Source organism: Vreelandella andesensis (genome assembly GCF_003989795.1).
GTDB classification, from domain to species: Bacteria; Pseudomonadota; Gammaproteobacteria; order Pseudomonadales; family Halomonadaceae; genus Vreelandella; species Vreelandella andesensis.
In genome coordinates this window covers 39,787-60,186 of the sequence record NZ_RZHG01000001.1, presented here as the reverse complement: position 1 = coordinate 60,186, position 20,400 = coordinate 39,787, and the positions used below count along the sequence as shown (strand labels likewise).

General features: G+C 53.5%; 22 protein-coding genes. 10 read left to right on the top strand and 12 right to left on the bottom strand.

Features of this window, described 5'->3' with window-relative positions; genetic code table 11:
- Positions 1 to 10: 10 nt before the first annotated feature.
- The 6 genes from ELY33_RS00290 to trmB form a co-directional block, all read right to left on the bottom strand.
- Positions 11 to 904, bottom strand: a complete 894-nt coding sequence (locus ELY33_RS00290) for an AEC family transporter (protein ID WP_126942256.1) — start codon at positions 902 to 904, stop codon at positions 11 to 13.
- 119 nt (positions 905 to 1,023) lie between these two features.
- Positions 1,024 to 4,038, bottom strand: a complete 3,015-nt coding sequence (gene glnE / locus ELY33_RS00285; protein ID WP_126942253.1) for a bifunctional [glutamate--ammonia ligase]-adenylyl-L-tyrosine phosphorylase/[glutamate--ammonia-ligase] adenylyltransferase — start codon at positions 4,036 to 4,038, stop codon at positions 1,024 to 1,026.
- A gap of 76 nt (positions 4,039 to 4,114) precedes the next feature.
- Positions 4,115 to 4,486, bottom strand: a complete 372-nt coding sequence (locus ELY33_RS00280) for a diacylglycerol kinase (protein ID WP_126942250.1) — start codon at positions 4,484 to 4,486, stop codon at positions 4,115 to 4,117.
- Between the two features lie 29 nt (positions 4,487 to 4,515).
- Positions 4,516 to 5,952 (bottom strand): D-alanyl-D-alanine carboxypeptidase/D-alanyl-D-alanine endopeptidase, encoded by a 1,437-nt coding sequence (gene dacB, locus ELY33_RS00275; protein WP_126942401.1) that lies wholly within the window; start codon positions 5,950 to 5,952, stop codon positions 4,516 to 4,518.
- Between the two features lie 113 nt (positions 5,953 to 6,065).
- Positions 6,066 to 6,395, bottom strand: coding sequence for a DMT family transporter (locus tag ELY33_RS00270; protein WP_126942247.1), 330 nt, complete (start codon positions 6,393 to 6,395; stop codon positions 6,066 to 6,068).
- The gene (gene trmB / locus ELY33_RS00265) at positions 6,392 to 7,057 is read right to left on the bottom strand and encodes a tRNA (guanine(46)-N(7))-methyltransferase TrmB (RefSeq protein ID WP_126942244.1); all 666 of its coding nucleotides are present in this window, start codon (positions 7,055 to 7,057) and stop codon (positions 6,392 to 6,394) included. The genes ELY33_RS00270 and trmB overlap by 4 nt, the downstream gene beginning before the upstream one ends.
- A 209-nt stretch (positions 7,058 to 7,266) precedes the next feature.
- On the opposite strand from trmB, the gene ELY33_RS00260 reads away from it, so the two are divergent.
- The 8 genes from ELY33_RS00260 (at position 7,267) to ELY33_RS00225 (ending at position 15,128) form a co-directional block, all read left to right on the top strand.
- Complete coding sequence (locus ELY33_RS00260) at positions 7,267 to 9,153, top strand: beta-ketoacyl synthase (protein WP_126942398.1); 1,887 nt, start codon at positions 7,267 to 7,269, stop codon at positions 9,151 to 9,153.
- Positions 9,150 to 9,644 carry a pantetheine-phosphate adenylyltransferase gene (gene coaD, locus ELY33_RS00255; RefSeq protein ID WP_126942242.1) on the top strand — a complete coding sequence of 165 codons (495 nt, stop codon included), beginning with the start codon at positions 9,150 to 9,152 and terminating at the stop codon, positions 9,642 to 9,644. Before ELY33_RS00260 ends, coaD begins: the two co-directional genes overlap by 4 nt.
- 72 nt (positions 9,645 to 9,716) lie before the next feature.
- The gene (locus tag ELY33_RS00250) at positions 9,717 to 9,965 is read left to right on the top strand and encodes a YfhL family 4Fe-4S dicluster ferredoxin (RefSeq protein WP_126942239.1); all 249 of its coding nucleotides are present in this window, start codon (positions 9,717 to 9,719) and stop codon (positions 9,963 to 9,965) included.
- Positions 9,966 to 9,977: 12 nt separating this feature from the next.
- On the top strand, positions 9,978 to 11,276 hold the full coding sequence (locus tag ELY33_RS00245; protein ID WP_126942236.1) for an MATE family efflux transporter: 1,299 nt from the start codon (positions 9,978 to 9,980) through the stop codon (positions 11,274 to 11,276).
- Between the two features lie 275 nt (positions 11,277 to 11,551).
- The gene (locus tag ELY33_RS00240; protein ID WP_126942233.1) at positions 11,552 to 12,862 is read left to right on the top strand and encodes a short-chain fatty acid transporter; all 1,311 of its coding nucleotides are present in this window, start codon (positions 11,552 to 11,554) and stop codon (positions 12,860 to 12,862) included.
- A gap of 92 nt (positions 12,863 to 12,954) precedes the next feature.
- On the top strand, positions 12,955 to 13,491 hold the full coding sequence (locus tag ELY33_RS00235) for an acyl-CoA thioesterase (RefSeq protein ID WP_126942230.1): 537 nt from the start codon (positions 12,955 to 12,957) through the stop codon (positions 13,489 to 13,491).
- 34 nt (positions 13,492 to 13,525) lie between these two features.
- Positions 13,526 to 14,530 carry an ion transporter gene (locus ELY33_RS00230; protein ID WP_126942227.1) on the top strand — a complete coding sequence of 335 codons (1,005 nt, stop codon included), beginning with the start codon at positions 13,526 to 13,528 and terminating at the stop codon, positions 14,528 to 14,530.
- The gene (locus ELY33_RS00225; protein WP_126942224.1) at positions 14,523 to 15,128 is read left to right on the top strand and encodes a LysE family translocator; all 606 of its coding nucleotides are present in this window, start codon (positions 14,523 to 14,525) and stop codon (positions 15,126 to 15,128) included. The genes ELY33_RS00230 and ELY33_RS00225 overlap by 8 nt, the downstream gene beginning before the upstream one ends.
- Here ELY33_RS00225 and ELY33_RS00220 read toward each other — a convergent pair.
- Both ELY33_RS00220 and ELY33_RS00215 read right to left on the bottom strand, forming a co-directional pair.
- On the bottom strand, positions 15,125 to 15,493 hold the full coding sequence (locus tag ELY33_RS00220; protein WP_126942221.1) for an I78 family peptidase inhibitor: 369 nt from the start codon (positions 15,491 to 15,493) through the stop codon (positions 15,125 to 15,127). The two genes, ELY33_RS00225 and ELY33_RS00220, sit on opposite strands and share 4 nt — an antisense overlap.
- Before the next feature lie 106 nt (positions 15,494 to 15,599).
- Positions 15,600 to 15,731 carry an entericidin A/B family lipoprotein gene (locus tag ELY33_RS00215; protein WP_126942218.1) on the bottom strand — a complete coding sequence of 44 codons (132 nt, stop codon included), beginning with the start codon at positions 15,729 to 15,731 and terminating at the stop codon, positions 15,600 to 15,602.
- 202 nt (positions 15,732 to 15,933) lie between these two features.
- On the opposite strand from ELY33_RS00215, the gene ELY33_RS00210 reads away from it, so the two are divergent.
- Positions 15,934 to 16,353 carry an HIT domain-containing protein gene (locus ELY33_RS00210; protein ID WP_126942215.1) on the top strand — a complete coding sequence of 140 codons (420 nt, stop codon included), beginning with the start codon at positions 15,934 to 15,936 and terminating at the stop codon, positions 16,351 to 16,353.
- Position 16,354: 1 nt separating this feature from the next.
- On the opposite strand, the gene ELY33_RS00205 is transcribed toward ELY33_RS00210, so the two are convergent.
- Genes ELY33_RS00205 through ELY33_RS00190 form a run of 4 tightly spaced genes read right to left on the bottom strand, consistent with a single transcriptional unit; the run spans position 16,355 to position 19,071 of the window.
- A complete protein-coding gene (locus ELY33_RS00205; protein WP_126942212.1) occupies positions 16,355 to 17,359 on the bottom strand; it encodes a nickel/cobalt transporter in 1,005 nt (334 codons plus the stop codon).
- A gap of 58 nt (positions 17,360 to 17,417) precedes the next feature.
- On the bottom strand, positions 17,418 to 18,113 hold the full coding sequence (locus ELY33_RS00200) for a DUF1007 family protein (RefSeq protein ID WP_422822279.1): 696 nt from the start codon (positions 18,111 to 18,113) through the stop codon (positions 17,418 to 17,420).
- Entirely contained in the window at positions 18,110 to 18,484 is a 375-nt protein-coding gene (locus tag ELY33_RS00195; RefSeq protein WP_126942209.1) for a hypothetical protein, read from the bottom strand. Before ELY33_RS00195 ends, ELY33_RS00200 begins: the two co-directional genes overlap by 4 nt.
- Positions 18,481 to 19,071 (bottom strand): hypothetical protein, encoded by a 591-nt coding sequence (locus tag ELY33_RS00190; protein WP_126942207.1) that lies wholly within the window; start codon positions 19,069 to 19,071, stop codon positions 18,481 to 18,483. Before ELY33_RS00190 ends, ELY33_RS00195 begins: the two co-directional genes overlap by 4 nt.
- A 145-nt stretch (positions 19,072 to 19,216) precedes the next feature.
- Between ELY33_RS00190 and ELY33_RS00185 the strand changes: the two genes are divergently transcribed.
- Positions 19,217 to 20,347: a glycerate kinase gene (locus ELY33_RS00185; RefSeq protein ID WP_126942204.1), complete on the top strand. Its 1,131-nt coding sequence runs from the start codon at positions 19,217 to 19,219 to the stop codon at positions 20,345 to 20,347.
- The last annotated feature ends 53 nt before the right edge of the window (positions 20,348 to 20,400 follow it).

The following is a 20,400-nucleotide window of genomic DNA, read 5'->3' as shown; positions in this document are numbered from 1 at the left end:
ACCGCCGCTGCTAAGGCGGCGATTGAATCCAGGCAAACGCCGCTGCCAGTGTCAGCGGCATAACGATTAAGCTACCTAAATTGCCGATTAGCACCAGCGAAGCCACTTTCTGTGGGGAAAGTTTATATTGCTCTGCCACCAAGTAGTTCAGCACCGCAGGTGGCAGTGCAGCAAATACTAGCAGCACAGCCATCTGTAGCGGGTTTAGCGGTAGTAACCACATAAGTGGTAATGCGATCACTAAGCCCGAAAGTGGGCAAAGCACCGCCCCCAATAGCCCCGTTCGCCAATCATTAAAGTCAATGTCCAGCAGCCGAACACCCAGGGCAAAGAGCATCAGTGGAATACAGATGCCCCCTAACATGTGCATCGCTTCCAACAGCCAGCTAGGCAACGCGACACCGCCTACATTAACGACTAACCCGGCCAGGCTTGCGGCTACTATGGGCATTCGCAACAGCCGCCAGAGTGACGTGCGTGGGTCCAACATATAAAGGCCCACTGAGAAATGCAGCAGCATTTCAACAATAAACACGACCACAGCTGCCGGTAGGGCATCTGGCCCAAACGCGAGCACCAATAACGGCACCCCCATATTGCCAGAGTTATTGAACATCATTGGCGGCAAAAATACTTTGATGTCCAGCGACAGCCATTTAGCGACGGGCCAAAGCACAAGTCCAGACCCTAGTACGACGGCCACCGCGGCGGTGGCAAGCCACGCGTAATCTGCCAAAGGTGCTTGGCGATCCGCCAGCACGGCAAATACCAGTAGCGGAACAAACAGCTCCATATTAAGCGTATTAAGGCTGCGAATATCCGGGTTGCGGTAACGCCCATAAACCGCACCACAACCAGCAATCAAGAACACGGGTAACAGTGTGGCGAGAATTTGGCCGATCATGCGCCCTCCGCCAAGTGGCGGGCACAGAGACTAGATATTGCTGGCATAGGGGGACGCATCCTTATTGTTATCAGGCTATCTTCCTTGTCGATGCTACTTAAAGATGGTCACATCACCAATCAAGGTTCAAGAAAACGCTGCCAAAGTGCTATCACCACATCACGATGGGCTTTGAACGCCTGCGCATCCACAGTGGTTTTTTCACCTGTCAACGCTGCACGATGGGTACGGCTACGATAAGCAAGATACGCTTCACGCAGTTGCTCCGCTTCTGATTCGGTGAGATGACCGCTTTCGGCGAGGGTTTCCAAAATACGGATATTATCGCTGTAGGTTTTTAGCGCAGGCGTGTCATGAGCGAGCGACAACACCGCGTATTGGCAGAGAAACTCGATATCGACCATGCCGCCCACATCGTGCTTCAGGCTAAATACCTCCCCTTCCATATTCTCTGGCTGTCCTTTTAAGCCCTGTCCTTTAGAACCCTGCCCTTTTGAACCCTGCCCTTTAGAACCAAGGTGATCGCGCATTTTATGACGCATGCTGACAACATCATCTCTCAACGTTTGCGGATCACGCTCGCGACACAGCATTTCGCCACGGATCGCATCGAATTTTTCCGCAAGCGCATTACTGCCCGCAACGACGCGCGCACGTACCAGCGCTTGGTGTTCCCAGGTCCAAGCGTTTTGGCGCTGATAATCCGCAAAGGCTTCTAACGAGGTCACCAACAGGCCCGCATTGCCCGAAGGCCGAAGACGCATATCAACCTCATAGAGGCTACCTGCAGGCGTTACTGCGGTTAATAGGTGGATAATGCGCTGGCCTAACCGGGTAAAAAAGACCGGTGTATCGATTGGCCTAGCGCCATCGGTAGTGCCTTTTCCATCACTATCATGAAGAAACACCAGGTCCAAATCAGAGCCGTAACCCAGCTCAATGCCCCCCAGCTTGCCGTATCCGACAATCAGAAACGCGGGTTCTCGTGTAGTGAGGCCTTCTGGCACACCATGTTTACGCGTGACATGTTTCCAGGCCATCGCTAACACCGCATCCAGAATGACTTCAGCGATATACGTTAAGTAGTCGCTCACCTTCATCAGATGGCGTGTTCCGGCGATGTCCGATGCCGCAACGTGAAGCATCTGTGCGTGCTTAAACACGCGTAACGCTTCTAACTGCGCTTCATCATCATCTTCCGGTAGACGATTCAATGTTTGGCGTAGCTCGTCTGCTAAGCGTGACTTGTCAGCAGGTGTGTAAAGCGTGTCCGGCGTTAGCAGTTCATCAAGCAATATTGGGTAGCGCGCCAGTTGCTCAGCAATCCAGTGACTCGCCGAGCACAGCTTCATGAGGTGCTCAAGGGCCTGGGGGTTTTCACGCAGCAACGCAAGATAAGCGGTACGCCTTAGCACCGATTCAATCAGCGGCTGAACGCCGCTAAGGGCGTTATCCGGTGATTCACTTTCCGCGACAGCAACCAGTAGCAGGGGCATCAGCGCATCCAGCCGTTCAAAGCCGATACGCTGCATGCTTTGCACTTGGCGGGAATGGTAAAGACCATACAACCGTTTAAGCGCTTTTTCTGGTTCCAGAAAACCGGCATCTGTAAGCAGTGCCGTCGACTCTTCTTGTTCTAGTTCGCCACGCCACAGCAACCGCCATTGCGACAAACCAAGGTTATCGTCACCACTTTCTGCATCGGTATCCTCTTCCGGGTCGGCGATCACCGCATCAAAGTGCTGACGAACCCGTTCGCGCACTTCATCCAACCGTGCGATGAGCCCAGGCCAATCTTCATGCCCCAAAGCAAAGGCAACCCGTTCACGGTCTTCATCATCAACGGGTAGCGTTTGAGTTTGGCGATCTTCAAGTGCCTGAATGGCATGCTCCATATCACGCAGATAGGCATAATCCGGCAGCAACTCGTCAACCACGGCTTGGGGCAACAGCCCCAGCTCCGGCAAGCGATTAAGAGCGGTCTTTAGCGAGGTCACTTGAAGTTCGGTATCGCGTCCACCGCGAATTAGCTGAAATGCCTGGACAACGAACTCAACCTCTCGAATTCCACCAGGACCTAGCTTGATATTGCTTTGCATGCCTTTGCGCTTTACTTCGCGGTTGATCATCCCCTTGAGTTCACGCAGCGATTCAATTGCACCAAAATCCAGGTAGCGGCGGTAAACAAACGGCCGGAGGCTCGCGAGCAACTCATGCCCTCCGTCGACGTCTCCTGCAACGGGTCGCGCTTTGAGCATGGCATAGCGTTCCCACTCACGGCCCTGGTCTTGATAGTAACTGGAGAGCATTGAGAAACTGCCCACCAGAGGGCCACCGTCACCCAGTGGGCGCAGACGCATATCCACCCGAAATACAAAACCATCGGCCGTCATAGCATCTAAGGCGGCGATCAGTTTCTGGCCAAGCTTGGTGAAGTACTCTTGGTGCTCAAGGGGCTTGCGCCCACCTTCGGTTTCACCTTTTTCAGGGAAGGCGAAAATCAGGTCGATATCCGATGAGAGGTTTAGCTCACCCGCGCCAAGCTTACCCATACCCAGCACCACCAGCCGCTGGGACGAGCCGTCACTGCGGGCCGCAGGTAGACCCCAGCGTGGGGAATAAAAACGCTCAAGCCAGCTGAGCGCGGCTTCAATACAAACCTCCGCAAGCCACGAGACTGCCTGAGCAGTGTCCCACATGGTGTAGCCATCTGGACGATTAAGGTCGCGCCATACAATTCCGAGCATGCGGGCACGGCGAAAACGGCGAATGGCACGATGCATTGCCTCTTCGTCATCAGCATTTTCCAGCGCATCCTCTAACCAGCCCGCTTGGGTTTCCTTACTTGCCGTCGCATCCAACTCACCAGCCACATCTAAATCAATTAGCCAGTGGGGAAAGCGCGTCAAGGTCTCTAAAGCGAAGCTTGAGATAGCTACGACGCTGGCTAGCGCTTCACGACGCGTGTCAGAAAGCGCTTCCCAACTACTGGAAGGCAACGACTGATTGGTCATTGAGGCAAGATTATCAGCTTGGCTAAGCGCTTCACTTAATCGCTGCCATGCGCGATTCGCGGCGGGCTTAAGCGCTGTTGGCAGCACATATTGGGGTAAAAACGCGTCGTTTAACTGCATAACCACCTCTCTGCCAAGCGTCGTCTATTAGGTTTATTGATGAAGCTAATCACTGCGTAGGCTTTATAAAAGCGCGTTAGCCAATCAATCTTTGCCAGCCTAACAGCCCCCAGGTTAAGCCCGCCATGATCAATGACAGCATCACCGCCGCCGAGCCGATATCTTTAGCACGCCCTGAAAGCTCGTGATGCTCGGTGCCAATGCGATCGACAACATTCTCTATAGCACTATTGAGCAGTTCCACGATCAGCACAAGAAACAGGCTGCCAACCAGTAACAGCCAGCTAATAGGTCCCTCTCCAACCCACCACGCAAGCGGCAGCAGCACCGCTGTAATACCTACTTCTTGGCGAAACGCAGCTTCATTTCTAAAGGCCGCTTTTAACCCTTTCCATGAATAACGCGATGAGTGAAGTAAATGGGTTAACCCAGTATGTCCTGGTTTCATGCCCGTTGCCTCGGCGGTATAAATTAAAATTAATTAGCTAATATCATCGCGTCTAAATCCAACGACAGCGGATCAAGCACTTCGGGCCAGCTAAGGTAAGGCGTACTGCCACTACCGTTAACCAATACGCTAAACACGCCCCAACGCCCCTGGGCAGTCCGGAAATAACCCCCTACGGAACGAACGGCAAACGGCTGATTCAGCGTACCGGTTTTCAGCATGACGTTATTTTGAAACGTTGGCGAACCACGGCGAATAAAGCGCATTACCCCATTGGCAGGCGATTGGAAGGTAGCCACGAAGCTCGGAAATAGCGCGCCCTTGTGAAACATATCCTCCAACATCACATTGACACCGCGTGCCGAGGTGCGGTTGTCCGTGGTGAGTCCACTACCGCTGGTCAGTGTCAGCGGCCCGTGCCCAGGCAAGCTTTCCGCGTAAGCTTCAATCGCTTGCCCTGCTTGGCGCAGCTGGGCTTGGGGCGTCTCCACCAGATTCAGTGCCAACACATCGGCCATGTAATTATTGGAGTAATTCATCGTGCGCAGCAGTAGTTCCTGAAGTGGCTTGCTGTCAACGGCTGCCAAACGCTGTGCACTATTAGTCGGGCGAGAAGTGCTAACCCGCCAGGGATCACGCACACTGACGCCCGCTTGGTTTAGCATGCTCAACAATACTTGAGCCGTTTTCTCTGCTGCATCGCCAGCACCGCGGTAAACATCTCGGGCCGTCGCATTGGTTGAAATTTGCCCGGTAAGACGCAACACATCACCGCGCTCATCGGTAATGCGCTCTGCACTAATGTCAGTGCCGCTATTCGCGGGACGTGTAGTGACTTGGTTGTCAATCGTAATTAACGGCGCTTGGCTATCGCATAATCCTACGCGGGCAGGCGCTCCTGCACTGGCAGCGGGGGCTATATTGGCGCACCAGCTACCAAAATTGACGCCTGCAGAGGTCAGTGGCGCACTGTAAGCATTAGTGACTCGAGTGCGCGCATTACAACGATCTGTGGTAATACACTTAACAGGGCCAAAGCGCCACTGACTGACAACCAGCGCACCATCCACTTCGCGCACACCTGCTAACTGTAGGCGCTGTACTAACCGCCAAAGGTCTTCGGTTGTGAGCCCTGGGTCTCCCCCACCTTCAAACACCAAGTCGCCGCGCAACACACCATTTTCCACATTACCAGTGCTGACCAACTGACTAGTAAAGCGATGCTGAGGCCCGAAACGATTGAGGGCCGCGGCAGACATATAGGCTTTTGTGACCGAGGCTGGCGACAGTTGACGCTCAGGATTTAAGCTACCCAGTAACGCATTACTGCCGGAATCCGCATCGAGTAAGCGCGCTTCAGCACTAATTGAAAAGCCTTTGCTTTCTAACTGACCTAAGCGGCTGAAGTCGGCATAAAGTGCAGGGCTTACACATAAGGCAGCACTGGTCACCGTTGTTATTAACATTCGACGCCAGCGGCGTAGGGATGAGTTAACTGAATGATTAAACGCTGAGAATTTCTCGGCAGAATCGTTAACCTCTGAACACTTCCTATCTGAGCACGTCACGCTTACCTTCCTCAATGCACGTTCATTTTTGAAAAGACTTGAAGTATGACTACCCCAGCCACGATCAAGCTAATGCCAACAACGGCGGGCAAATCAGGCTTCTCGCCAAAAACCACAATGCCAACCAGCGTGACCAGCACGATGCCCAACCCCGCCCAAATGGCGTAGGCAATACCCACAGGCAGTGTCCGCAACACCAGGCTTAGCAGATAAAATGCCACACCGTAGCCTACGACGACCATAATGCTCGGAAACGGCCGGGTGAATCCCACTGAAGACTTGAGAGCGCTAGTCGCGATAACCTCGGCAACAATCGCTAGCACTAGATACACAAACGTCATGCCCGCTCCAATTCAATCTGTAACTGCCAAAGCGTTTGGCCGCTTTGATCATATTTTGCTTCAAACGGGGTTAGATGGCTGCCGTTAGGAGCCAACACCTTAATTACTGCCTGCTTTCCCGTTACCAAAGCAGCTGCTAGTGCAAACTCTTTAACATACAGCTGCCAATTGGAACGCACTTCTAAGTGCCCCCCAAGGGCTAGCAGTGTGGGGAAAACCGGATGTCCATGCCAACGCATTTTTAAATGGGCAGCTTTTGGATATGGGTTGGGGTAAAGCAGAAAATGTCGTTCAGGCGCCCAGTCTGCCTGTTCGGCAAGTCGCCAGAAATCGACAAGGTCAGCTCTCACCAGCAGCGCGTTAGCGGGCAGCTTACCATGGTCTCGACCTAGTCGATCTTCGCTCCGGTCGACACCAATCACCGCATGCGCTGGAAACTGTTCTGCCAAACGGCGTGTAGAAAGACCCACACCGCAGCCAGCATCTAGGATTAACGGCGCTTGCTGCATTTGCAGCCACGTATGCGCGTGTTCAAACGCTTGTTGTGTATGCGCAGCGATTGGCTTTCGCAGCGGGTTTTCCAAGGCACGCGCCACTCGGCGCGCCACATCCTGATGCGGGCTTGGCTGATTGGAAACCACGGATCGTGATATGTGCTGCATGCCACCCCCTGCTTAAAAAGGCATGATTCTACCAGTCTACTGCGCTCGCGGCATGACGCCGTTGTACGCCCGGTGCTATGATCACGCTTGAGAGTATTATTAAGCGCAGATGGGCAGCACTTTTTTGCTATGCCTCTGACAATAACTGTTATTAAAAACCACCGCACCACGAGGAACCCGGCTTGTCACACTTACCGGTGATTGTCGGCATGGGCGGCATCAATTCCGCCGGCAGAACCTCGGGCCACCAGGCCTTCCGCCGCACCGTGCTTGATGCTCTTCCAGCTGACCAACAGCGCCAAACACTAGAAAGCTTGGCGGCGCTTATGTGCCTTGCCGAGCATTCAGATAGAGGCTGGCATGATAGCGCTGGCCAGCCCATTGACGCCCCTGCTCAAACGCTGCGCGATCATGTGCTGAACCACACATTGATTCGGCGCAACGAAGACCCGCGCTTTCTTGCCCCCGGCTTGCCTGCCAACCGACGGGCAGAAATGACGCTGACCGAGCCGATGCGCTTCACATTGCGCCGCCGTCAGCTTCCCGAGCAGCTGCCTGAAGGATGGCAAGTAGAGGACATTGACGCGAAAGTAGTCGCCGTCACCGTGCCCGCGGGTACCTTCAGCGCCCTACTGCCTGACGCCCTAGAGCCAAAAGTGCGTGCGGCAGCTCAACTGCCAAGCGGCTTCGATCCCGCCAGTCTTTACCGTAGCGTGCATCATCCGCGCGGGCTTTCAATGGCAGTATTTGGTGCCAGTGACTGCTTAGGCGCGAGCGGACTCGCTTGGGAATCAATTCGCCAGCGATTAAATCCTGACCATATCGCCGTCTACGCGGGAAACTCCATTGGCCAGTTGGATGACGAAGGTTGGGGCGGATTACTAAAAAGCTTAGTCAGCGGTCAACGCGCCACGTCTAAGCAAATGCCGCTGGGCTACGGTCAAATGCCCGCCGACTTCCTCAATGCCTACGTATTAGGCAGCGTGGGGAGTACCGGTGCCGCCCTGGGGGCCTGTGCCAGTTTTTTGTATAATTTGCGCCTTGGTATCGATGATATTCGCGCAGGGCGTTGTCGGGTTGTGATGGTAGGCACCGCAGATGCGCCGATCACCCCCGAAATCATCGAAGGCTTCCGTGCCATGGGCGCACTGGCCGATGATGCCAGCCTAAAAGCGCTGGATTCTCTAGCGTTACTTACCGACGCTGACTACCAGCGCGCCTGTCGCCCGTTTGCCCGCAACTGCGGCTTTACCATGGCGGAAGCAAGCCAGTTCGTACTGTTAATGGACGATACGTTAGCGCTTGAATTAGGCGCGGATATTCTAGGTGCAGTGCCTGATGTGTTCGTTAACGCGGATGGCTATAAGCGCTCTATTTCCGCACCCGGCATTGGCAATTACATCACCTTGGGTAAGGCAGCCGCCTTAGTAAAAGATATGCTAGGTGAGAAAGCGCTAAAAGAGCGTACGTTCCTGCATGCCCATGGCACCAGCACTCCCAAAAATCGCACTACCGAATCCCATGTTTTCGATGAAATTGCTCGTGCAAATGGCATCGAAAATTGGCCAGTGGTAGCCGTTAAAGCGTTTGTCGGCCACTCCCAAGGGACAGCAGCAGGCGACCAGTTGGTAAGCGCGTTAGGTAGCTTTGCTCATGGGTTACTGCCCGGCATTCCCACCTTAGATGCCGTCGCGGATGATGTGTATGCTGAGCGGCTACGCTTTTCTGCCACTCCATCAGCGTTTAACGCCGATGCCGCCTTTATCAATGCGAAAGGGTTTGGCGGTAATAACGCCACGGGCGTCGTGCTCTCTCCTCAGGTCACCGAGCGCTTGCTCACCCAACGCCACGGCAGCGCGGTCATTAACACTTGGAAAACACGCAGGGAAGCCGTTCGCGAAAATGCCGCCGCTTATTTAGAACGCGCTGATCGTGGTCACTACGCGCCTCGCTATCAGTTCGGTGAAGCTGTTTTGGAAGGCCCAGAGCTTGAGATTCACGCTGACCGCATTCATATTCCCGGCTATGAACACGCCGTTTCGCTAACGGCGGACAACCCGTTTGGTCAGCTTGACGAACAGGAGACGCCAGAATGAGCGATCAACGTGTGAATATTGCTGTCTACCCAGGCACCTTTGACCCCATCACAAACGGCCATTTTGACCTTATCGAACGCGGTGCACGGATGTTCGACAAGGTGGTCATTGCGGTCGCCGCAAGCCCCGGCAAGCGGCCTAGCCTGGAACTGGAAACACGTATCGCGCTTGCCAAAACAGTATGTGCTTCCTTACCGAACGTAAAGGTCATCGGTTTTTCATCGCTGCTGACCACCATGATGTATGAACAGAACGCCACCATTATTCTACGCGGCTTGCGGGCTGTCTCGGATTTCGAATACGAGCTACAGTTGGCCAATATGAATCGTGCACAAAATCCTGAACTTGAAAGCGTATTTCTTACCCCAGCGGTGGAAAACTCCTATATTTCGTCCACCATTGTGCGGGAAATCGCCAAGCTGGGTGGCGATATTTCACCACTTGTTCATCCGCAGGTCGCAGAGGCACTGCGTAAGCACTACACTGTCTAGCTATCGATATTGTTGAGTAAAACGCTCGGGTATAACACTACCGGAGCGAAAAGCCATTCGTGAGGTAAGCCCATGGCCCTGATGATCACCGACGAATGCATTAACTGCGACGTCTGCGAACCTGAATGCCCCAATGACGCCATCTCCCCTGGCGATGAGATTTACGTTATTGACCCCAATTTATGCACTGAATGTGTGGGTCACTTTGACGAGCCCCAGTGCCAGCAAGTGTGCCCGGTAGACTGCATTCCTCTTGACCCGGAGCGCCCTGAAACGCACGAGAAGCTTATGGAGAAGTACCGCATTATTACTGCTGCTTAGGGTCGCTGCGACGTGCGTATTTGGCCCCTTGCTTGGCCCATTATCCTTTCGAACATCACGGTTCCCTTACTGGGGCTAGTCGATACGGCCGTGGTCGGGCATCTGCCCGACTCTCGTTATCTAGCCGCCGTGACCCTCGGCGCGACACTGTTTAGTTTTCTCTATTGGGGATTTGGCTTCCTACGCATGGGCACCACCGGCTTGGTCGCCCAGGCAATCGGGCGCGAAGCACATAGTGATGTGCGCAATTTGCTGGGCCAGTCGCTCATTATGGCCGCCATTATCGGCGCACTTTTGATTATCTTTGGCTCGCCGTTGATTTCTATTGGCCTGTGGCTGTTAGACGGTAGCGAAGCAGCGACGCCACTAGCACGGGAATATGCCGAAATACGACTCTGGTCAGCCCCAGCAGTGCTTGCGAACTACGCCATCCTCGGCTGGTTTTTAGGCCAACAGAATGCCCGCGTCACGCTGATGATTTTAGTGCTGACCAATAGTGTCAATATCGTGCTCGATCTCTGGTTTGTGGTGGGCCTTGAGATGACCAGTGGCGGCGTCGCCCTGGCGAGTGTAATTGCCGATTACAGCGCACTAGCCTTTGGTGGCTATTTAGTACTGCGCCAGCTAGGCCACTTGGAAGGCTGCTTTCAACGGCAGCGGCTTTTAGTACTGTCAGCCTACTCCGCCCTATTGAATGTCAACGCCAATTTGTTTGTGCGCACCCTGGGATTGCTGTTTGCCATGGCTTTTTTTACCGCCCAGGGAGCGCGCCAAGGCGACACGGTGTTAGCTGCTAATGCGGTGCTGTTGCAATTTATTATGCTCACTAGCTACGCACTTGATGGCTTCGCCCATGCCGCAGAATCGCTGGTCGGCCGCGCTTTTGGGCGGCGAGACTGGAAGGAATTTGCAGCGACGGTTCAAGCAACGGCAACGTTCTCATTTTGGACAGCCGCAGCGGCCACCCTTGCCTTCGCATTAGGGGGGAACTATTTGGTTGCCCTGCTAACGGGGCTGACAGAGGTTCGTGCCACCGCCGCTAGCTACCTGCCTTGGATGGTAGTGATGCCATTGATTGCGGTATGGAGCTATTTACTAGACGGTGTCTTTATAGGCACCACCGCCGTGCGTGAAATGCGCAACAGCATTTTTATTGGTTTAGCGGTTTACATACCCAGCTGGTGGCTATCCCAAGGGCTTGGTAACCATGGCCTGTGGCTAGCCTTTACGCTGTTTATGTTCACCCGCTCGGCGGTGCTAATTGCCTACTATTACCACTACCGTCAACGTCGCTGGCGCCCTCAGCCCTGACGTTTTTAATAGCTGAGAACCACAAAACTCAGAATCACAAAGCTGAAAAACCGTGGCACTACACCCTCGTTGAGATTCATTGTCGCTGAAGTTCATCATGTTTAGCAGTCGCCAACTGACCTACCGAACTATTGAGCATCTGAGCATGTACCTGAGTAAAGGCCCGGGCGCGTAACTAAAAAACAGTTGAGCACACATCTGTCAATGGATGAAATATACGGTGTATCACCGTATATTAGCCACGCACTTCCCAATAACGAATAAAGAGAGCACTCATGCTAAAACTCATATCAAAACCGGCAGTTAAGCTGGTCGAGCGCTACTTGCCTGATCCCTATATCTTTGTTCTGCTACTAACATTAATTGCGGCTATCGCGGCGATAGCCGTTGAACGCCAAACACCACTTGCCGTGCTACGCATGTGGGGTGATGGCTTCTGGGGGTTACTCACCTTCTCAATGCAAATGCTGTTGGTACTTGTCACGGGGTTTATGCTGGCAAGCTCGCCACCGGTAAAACGCATTCTGCAGAAAATCGCCAGTACGGCGAAAAGCCCTGGTGGCGCTATCATTCTAGTGACGCTTGTTTCCCTCGCTGCCAGCTGGATTAACTGGGGGTTTGGGCTCGTTGTCGGGGCACTTTTTGCTAAAGAGCTCGCCCGCTTAATTCGGGTAGATTATCGCCTTTTAGTCGCTAGCGCTTACTCGGGCTTCGTGGTGTGGCATGGCGGCCTTGCAGGTTCGATTCCACTGACGATTGCAACGGAAGGTCACTTCTCCGCCGACCAAATCGGTGTGATCGGCACTGGCTCGACTGTTTTTGCCTTTTTTAACCTTGCGATTGTTGCTTGTCTGTTTGTTGCCGTCCCGCTGGTTAACCGCTTGATGCTGCCAGACGAAAAAGACAGCGTTTATGTAGATTCCAAGCTGCTAAACGATGAACCTGAACAGCAAGGCCGTATTACCCGCCCGGCAGAAAAGCTTGAAAATAGCATGCCGCTAGCCCTGCTAGTGGGCGTTCCTGGGCTTCTGTTCCTGCTTGACCATTTCCTGCTTCGCAGCGGTGGCTTGAACCTGAATGTTGTTAACTTCCTATTTCTGTTCTTAGCCATTGTGCTGCATCGCACGCCGCGCAATTTGCTTAACAGCTTGAATGAAGCCATTAAAGGCGGTGCGGGAATCGTCATTCAGTTCCCGTTCTACGCTGGCATTATGGCCATTATGGTGCAGTCGGGATTGGCTCAAAGCATGTCTGAATGGTTAGTCTCTTTCGCCACCGCTACTTCGCTGCCATTCTGGTCATTCCTAAGTGCTGGCATTGTGAACCTGTTCGTACCTTCAGGTGGTGGCCAATGGGCCGTGCAAGCGCCGGTTATGCTACCTGCCGCAGAAGCGCTGGGGGCTGACATTGCTCGCGTGGCCATGGCAGTAGCCTGGGGCGACGCCTGGACTAACTTATTACAACCCTTCTGGGCGCTTCCGGTGCTCGCTATCGCAGGGTTGAAGGCGAAAGACATCATGGGTTTTTGCCTAATCCAGCTGTTTATCACCGGCATTATTATTTCTGTTGGCCTAGTATGGTTTTAACACTAACCTTGCGATAACGTTAGAACTCTAGCTGCCTACATAGCGCCCGCCCCACTGGGGCGGGCATTTTAATCTCTGAAGGTTTTTTACTTATGTCAGACACCCACGCTGAACACAGCGCCCTGCCTGGGCAGCATGAACTTTCCATGACCGTGTTAATGACACCCGACATGGCCAATTTCAGTGGCAAAGTACACGGTGGTGCTATTCTTAAGAAACTCGATGAGGTGGCCTACGCGTGCGCAAGCCGCTATTCAGGCCACTATGTCGTCACGCTTTCTGTCGACCAGGTGTTGTTTAAACAGCCGATTCACGTAGGCGAACTGGTGACCTTTTTAGCCAGCGTCAACCATGTGGGGCGCTCTTCTATGGAGATTGGCGTTAAGGTAGTGGCCGAAGATATTCGTGAAAAACTAATTCGTCACACCAATAGCTGCTATCTCACCATGGTGGCGGTAGATTCGGACGGCAAGCCTGCAATAGTGCCACCGCTCGCGCTGGAAACCTCGCTACAGAAACTAAGGTTCGAAAAAGCCGCGCTGCGTAAAAAGCTGCGCAAGCAAGCAGAGCAAGAAGAACTACTTACCCATCAACACCATCATCAACATCACCACCAGCAACACTCTTAACGCTAACCCACACATCGCAGAGCAAGGAGCCCTCATGCCCGCCAGGGAGCGCTACCCACACCTACCTAAAACCGTTGAGTACGCGCATATCGGTTGGGATTTTTTCATCCTCGCTGCGGTTATCATCAACCTTAGCCTGTTACTGTTTGATTCGCTGTTTCTGATTGAGCCAATTAACAACACCATTGCCAACCTTACCCCCGCCTTTCACGCTTTTTACGACACAGTGATTCACAGCCGTTTTATTACCATCGACTTGTTTTTTGTCGGCATTTTTATAGCGGATGTACTGCTGGGCTGGATGGTAGCAATTGCCGAGCGGCGCTATCACCGCTGGTTTTTCTACCCCTTTGTTAACTGGTACGACGTACTTGGCTGCATTCCCCTCAGCGGGTTTCGCTTATTGCGCGTACTCCGCGTGGTATCTCTCTTAAACCGGCTGCATCGGCTACGCTTGATTGATATGACCCGCTGGTCCAGCTACCGCTTTTTAGCCAAGTATTACGATATCCTGTTGGAAGAGCTTTCCAACCGCATTGCGCTGCGGCTTCTTAGTAATGTTCAGGAACAGGTCACTGCCAGCGACTCTCTCACCGAGCGGGTTATCGACCGCGTCATCCTCCCCCGTAAAACTCAGCTGATTCATGAAATATCCCAGCGCCTTGAGGCGACGGTAGGTCAATCCTATCAGCAGAATCGCATTGCTATCATGGCGTCGATTGATGACCTAGTCAGCCGAACACTACGGGAAAGCCCAGAAATTCAAAAACTACACCGCCTCCCCATGGGAAAAACCGCCTCAAACGCTATGCAGGCATCACTTAGCGGGGTTGCCCAACGGCTGGTAGATGAACTGGCTCAGGGCATTCACTCAACGGAGTTTCGCCAACTGGTTGAGCGCACAGCCGAAACAGGCTTCAACAGCTGGTTAACGGTGGATGAAACGAGCGCACATGTCACCGAGCAAGTGCTTTACGACATTCTGGAAATGCTCAAAGAGCAGATACGCCATCAAGGATGGAAAGACCGTTATGAATAACGAATGGTTACTGCTTGGCCCTGCAGCGCTTTACATGATGTCGATGACGCTTACCCCTGGACCTAACAATATTATGCTGACTGCCTCTGGGGCGAATTTTGGTTTTCGAAGAACCATGCCTCATATGTGGGGCATTTTAGGCGGTTGTTTTTTGCTGTTTTCCGGTATTGCACTGGGGCTTGGCGTCTTGTTTGAGCGCTTTCCTATGGTGCAAACGACACTACGTTGGGTGGGTAGCGCCTATTTATTGTATTTAGCCTGGAAGATAGCTACCGCTCCGCCGCCAAATCTCCAAGGAGCGCAGCACGGGGTGCCGTTTACCTTTTTCCAAGCCGCAATGTTTCAATTCGCTAACCCCAAAGCGTGGGTAATGGGACTAGCGTTGATGGCAGGATTTCTTCCCGAAAGCGGCCAGCCCGTGGTAAATGCGTTAGTGCTCGCTGGTTTTGCAGAACTAGTCGCGCTGCCGTGTATTGCCTTGTGGGCAGCGTTCGGCAGCGCTATTGGGCAGTGGATCAAAAGTGATAACGCCTGGCGACTATTTAATATCACGATGGGGCTATTAACGGCCGCTTGTGTGGTGCTGATCTTACGCTAGCCGCAGCGCAGCGCTTCAATCATGCCATTACTTTCTAAAAGAATATTTAGGCGATCTTCTCGGTACTCCATGGTAACGGCGCTATTAGGCCTGAGTATACGCACCCGTTGAGCACCGCTTTCACTTTGTAGTGTGGGCACGTTGGCTTCATCATAGGGAGCTCCGATAGCATACTGCACCGCTTCAGCATCGCACGTAGTGCTCGTTACGCTAGAAGGCTGGCCTACGGTAGGCGGCACTGGAGCTGAGACATCATCGGGCGAGCCAGCACATGCCACTAATAAGGCCGACACCGGCAATACTGACGCGAGCAATACAGCGAGGCTACCTAGTTTATTCTTCGCGCAGCGTAATGGGTGATTCATTATGATTCTTCCTTGTTTGGTTAGTAACTACCCAAAATGCGAAACGGGCTAGACAACTATGCCTAACCCGCTCATTCACGCCAAGAAGTGCCGATAATAAATAATGTTAACTCGCTGCGTCCTCAACCGCCTGACCACCCTTTTGAACATCTTGTCCTGCACCTGCAATGGTGTTGCAGCCCGCTAGAGCGCCCGCCGTTATCAATAGAATAAAGCTAATACCCAATAGTTTTTTCATCTGTGTTCTCCTTAACAAATCATACAACATTCGGGAAGCTCCGACGGCAGCCTTGCCGCGTGGGAGTGCTTTTAGAGTAACAGATTTTAATAATTTCGCCTGTTTTACTCCCTCCTTAGCGAGTCCTTGGTAAGCAGGGAGTAAGAGGCAAGCCAAACCTGCAGCTGCTATGATGATCTTCGTTATGTAAAGGAGTACCTAATTGAAAACGTTCAAACTTGACCCACGGCTGGAAGCAGATACCTTGCCACTCGCTGACCTTCCCTTGTGTCGCGCATTGCTAATGAACGATGCGCGCTACCCTTGGGTAATTCTGGTTCCCAAACGCGACTCAGTTAGCGAAGTGTTTGAACTGAGCCAAGAGGATCAAACACAGTTATGGCGTGAAACGGTAGCGCTAGGGGCGGCGATGAAAGAGGCATTTCACGGTGACAAGCTCAACGTTGCCACCTTAGGCAATGTCGTTAGCCAGCTGCATATTCATTTGGTGGTGCGCTATGCGGATGATGTTAGTTGGCCAGCGCCAGTATGGGGAAACGGCAGCCCAGAGCCCTATGAGCGAGCCTTACAGGGCAGTCGCCGCGAGCAGTTACTTGCCCAAATTGAAGGGTTAAAGCTTTAGCTTAATTTCTCAGTAAAGAACCCTGTCTTGATGGCGGCTCGTTGAGCAACGGGCCGCTAGCTGGCTGAGCGGCGCCCGCCAAGGAAAGCGATATGCCTAATGCAACGATGAGAGCACCGCCCGCCAATGCCGCCCAACCCACTGCTTTTTCGACTGCCTGCCGGCTGCTCTGTTTCTGCAACCGCTTAGCAGCCCAGCCACGGGCCACAATGCTTGCCAGCGCCAAGACAGAGACGGTAATACCGGTACCCAGCGACATGGCAAGTACCGAGGCAACACCGACGTAAAACTGCCCTAGCAAACTAGCTGCCCCCAACATCAGCACAGCTCCCGTGCATGGACGCATACCAATCGCGCCGACGGTCATCAGCGCTGTGCGCCAATCGAGCGCTTGCTGCGGCTCAATATGATGAGCGCCGCCGCAGCAGTGGGAATGGTCATGACTGTGGCTGTGACTGTGACTGTGACTGTGAACATCAGCATCAGGGGTGTGGGCTGAGTAAGTTTTGCGCAATTGTTTTATCGCCCGCCAGCATAACCAGCCGCCTAACAGCGCCACTAGCATAAAGCTGGCTTGCTCTACCCACACCACACTGCCCATTGCCTGACGAGTCATCCAGCCAAGCCCGTGCACGAGCACTGCCACCATGGCAATCGCCGTTACCCCTTGTAGCAGGGATGCCGCAAAAGAGAGCCCCAGCGCACGCTGGGTGGCACCACCATGGGATGCCAGGTACGTCGCTAATACCGCTTTGCCGTGACCAGGCCCAGCGGCATGAAAGACCCCATAAGCAAAACTTACCCCTAGCAGCGTCAGCCACGTGTTAGTAGAAGGCGTGCGAGAGAGTTCGGTAATAGCCAGCGTCAAGGTACGATGTAAGTCCCGCTGCCATGCTAGCAACTGAAGGCTCACTCCTTGCAAATTAGCTTGCACAATCACGACTAGCAGTAGCGCCCCTAACACGGTAAGCGCTCCCCATAACAGTTGTTGCCGCGTTAAAGGCATTGCCACTCCACCAAAAGTTATAAAGTAACACTTTATACACGACCTTCCGGGTTTTCCGCTAGTCGCATTCGATCCGCCCTGTTTCGGCAAAATGGCGGCCCAACCCTGTTTCGCCCGTTTCATCCACGTCCAGCAGCGCGGCTTGCATAACGAGTTCTGGATCTGGGTCAGCAGGCAACACGCTTAAACGGCAGTCGGGCTCGCCATTGAGAATTAGCGCCTGCTCAGAGGGTGCCCCACCCTCTTCTTCGTGCACCACTTCGATATAGTAAGTTGGGTCAAAGACCTGATACTCCAATAATTGCCCAGCCAATGGCTGAGGCGATGCTAGCGGCAGAATAAACATAAAGGTTAAGCGGCCGTCGCGTTCCAACGCCGTGTATTCAGACACGTCACCTAACGCTTGCGGTTCGCCATTCACGCGTACCGTCGTAAAGTAGTGCTGCTGTGACAGGTTATCGCGAATGTCACCGCCTAGCTGGTCAAGCCCTTCTTGAAGGTTACTGCCCTGAATTTGCTGCAACTCTTCAAACACCACCAAGCTATAAAAAGGGTCCATACGCCATGTTTGATGAAGCGCTGTCGCGACGCCCTCGTCATTTGTTATCACCCGCACACTAAGATCGATCCAGCCATGGGGGTGGGCCATCACCAAGCCGCTACCCAACATGCTGCACACAGCCACTACCAGCACTAGCCAGTAGGCGCGAAATTTATTCCGTAAGCGACCAAACGGGGGTAATACGCCTGTCACGGTAATTCTCCTAATTTATGCTGCAGTTCCATTAGCCAAGGATCTAATACATACGGTGGTAGCGGCTGGTTACCACGTAATGCCGATAGGCTGACACGACTGCCGCCAGGCACCTCACTTACTTGTAATTGCAAGCGGTATTCTGGCCAACGGGCTAGCGTTGCTTCTGCGCGCCCCAGGGCTAAATCAGCATGCCTTACGACATAGCCCTGCTCCATCATTAGCTCAATGGCTTCGCGGAACGTTTGCTCTGGAGAGGCGTTGTAACGTAACTCTCTTGGTTCTAGTGGCTGTGTCGTAGCACAGCCTGCTAGCGCAAAGATGACAAGTACGGCAGTAACCGTTAAACAATGCTTATGTAGTGATCTCATAACGCCCCCAAGGTAGCAGCCGCTTGTTTAAACGCCGTTTGAAAGCGCTGGCAAAAATCATCATTGCTCGCGCTGTAGGATTCACGCAGATCTCCCAAGTGGTCAAACCGGCGAATATCTCGAGAAATTCGAATATGACCATCACGTACCAGCAGCGACACGCGCTCTACTTCAACGGGTTGATGGCTAAAACCCCCACCAAATCCACCACCAAATCCACCACCAATTCCCAGCCCAATACCGGAACCACCTCGTCCCAAACCGAAGCCACCAAATACCTGCATGCTTCGACCATAACCAAAATCGTTATCGTAAGGGTCGTAGTAACCAATCAAATCACGCTGCCGACTAGCGGTCACCAGCCCCAAGTCAGTGTCGGTAGTGTCAAGTTCAAAGTTCCAGGCTTCCAACACTTCGATACCCTGCGTCAGCTCCTCTAGCGGCAGTGTCGTTTGGTCAGGCTGACCGGTGGGAAAATAGCAGGCTGCCGAAGGAGCAGGCTCTGCTTGAGGAAGACGCTCTGGCACTGTTTGGCAGCCTGTCAGTATTAAGACGCACATCATGCTCATCGGTAGTATTGTTTTCATGAGTAATCCTCTCGCCCCAGTTGCGGCTGGTCTGTCGTCGAACGCCGCGCTAAGCTCGCCAGCAGCCATTACGATAAAAATGATCAAGAACTGTTCCAAAAACTGTTCCAGACCAGATATGACAACGCTTTAGGGAGGTTGTGCGATGAATGTTCTGCTTTGCCCCGATAGTTTTAAAGATGCGGTTAGTGCTGAACAAGCGGCAAACGCCATGGCAATCGGCATTCAGCGGGCATCGCCAACCGCCACCATTCATCGTTGCCCGCTTGCCGATGGCGGCGAAGGGAGCTTGGACGCGCTTATTGCAGCCACCAACGCTGAACGCTGTCAACTAACCGTTCAAGATGCCCTAGGGCGACCGCGCCAAGCAACGTGGGGCTGGCTTAACGAGCAGCGTACCGCGTTTATCGAACTGGCAGAAGCCAGTGGGCTGCAGCACCTAACCCCCGATCAACGAAATGCGCTGCATACTACCACTTACGGCGTCGGGGAATTATGCCTGGCTGCGCTGGATGCTGGTGCCACGAAAGCACTGCTTTTTTTAGGTGGCAGCGCCACCAACGACGCAGGGGCTGGCATGCTCCAAGCACTGGGAGCGACACTGTTAGATAAAAACGGCGATCCGCTTTCTCCCGGTGGCGCAGCGCTCCAGCAGCTTGCGACGTTAGACCTTTCCACCCTCGACCCACGCTTAAGCAACCTGGAAATTGAAGCCGCCGTGGATGTAGATAACCCACTACTAGGTTCACGAGGGGCGAGCGCTGTCTTTGGCCCGCAAAAAGGAGCATCGCCTGACGATGTCGCCACCCTTGACCGAGCAATTGCCCATTTTGCGGAGTTGAGCGCCCAGGTACTGGGACGCGATGAAAGTGAATTGCCAGGCGCGGGTGCAGCAGGTGGCATGGGGTTTGCCGCCCACTGCTTTCTTAACGCCACCCTCACGCCGGGCATTGAAATGATTATGCAACAGGCCAAGCTAGCCAGCCTGCTTCCTGACGTTGACGTGGTAATTACCGGCGAAGGTCGCTTAGATGGCCAAAGCCTATCGGGTAAAACGCCTATTGGCGTTGCTCGTGCAGCCAAGCACCATGGCAAACCCGTCATTGTACTGGCAGGTAGCCTTGGTGATGGATGGCAAGCCTGCTTGAAAGAAGGGGTCACCGCCGTTTTTGCCCTTGCCGATGGGCCGATGACACTTGAAGGTGCTCTGCCACGCACCGCTGAGCTACTCGCTGACCGTTGTGAGAGTATTGCAAGGCTTTGGCTCGCTCGATGAGCGATGAGCGATGAGTCAGCCGTCGCCAGCGCGACACCAAGGCAATGTTATGA